This is a genomic window from Streptomyces sp. HSW2009 (assembly GCF_040240285.1).
Taxonomy (GTDB): Bacteria; Actinomycetota; Actinomycetes; order Streptomycetales; family Streptomycetaceae; genus Streptomyces.
Genome location: NZ_JBEHZD010001078.1, coordinates 1 through 915 on the forward strand (window position 1 = coordinate 1; position 915 = coordinate 915).

At 79.0% G+C, this 915-nt stretch carries 1 protein-coding gene; it reads right to left on the bottom strand.

The window, feature by feature from the left end; genetic code table 11:
• Window positions 1-168: 168 nt before the first annotated feature.
• Window positions 169-915, bottom strand: a 747-nt coding sequence (locus tag AAHZ94_RS34635; protein WP_349997638.1) for an SGNH/GDSL hydrolase family protein, incomplete at its 5' end; no start/stop codon positions are given.

Here is a 915-nt window from a genome sequence, read left to right on the forward strand (position 1 = left end):
GGGGAATCGGGCGCTCCCCGGGGCGTGGGGTTCCGGTCCGTGGAGTTCCAGTCCGCGGGGTTCGCGCGTGCCGCGGGGGTGGGCCCGGGGGGGGGGGGCGGCGGCGGGGGGGGGGCGGCCGGGCCCGGCCGCAAGCACGGGTGGCGTACGGCCGGGCCCGGTGCGGTCTCACCCCGTGACGCTCGCCGACGCGGGGTCGGCCGGGAGCCGGCGGCGTCGGCGGAAGAGCTGGGCCCAGGGGCCACGGGCCGCGGCCACCTCCGTGCCGCCCTCGGCCGCCGCCTGTGCCGCGGCCTGCGCCACCGGCAGGAACCCCTCGCGGCGCGCCGGGTCGGGCCGTTCCTCCTCGGGCCACAGGCCGAGCGCCGCGCAGAGCGTCGGCAGGATCGCCATCGCCGCGGTCATGTAGCCCTCGGCCGACGGGTGGTAGTTGTCGGGTCCGAACAGCTCCGTCGGGTGCGCGGCGAACTCGGGACCGAGCAGGTCGCCGAGCGAGACCGTTCGCCCGCCGTGCTCGACCACCGCGATGGTCTGCGCGGCGGCGAGCTGCCGGCTGAGCCGCCTGGCCACCCAGCGCAGCGGCTGGTAGACGGGCTCGATGGTGCCGAGGTCGGGGCAGGTGCCCACGACCACCTCGCACCCGGTGGCACGCAGCGCGCGGACCGCGTCGGCGAGCAGCCGTACGGACTTCGCCGGCGGCATCCGGTGGGTCACGTCATTGGCGCCGATCATGATCACGGCGGTGTCGGGCCGCCAGGCGGCTTCCGTGACCGGTTCGGCGGGGTCGCCGGGGCTGCCGGGGTCGCCGGGCGGGCCCGGGTACGGGGCGGCGTACGGGCCCGGCGGCGTACCGGTGCCGGTGCCGGGCGTACTGGGCGTACCGGTGCCGGGCGTACGGGGCGCGCCGGGCGTGTC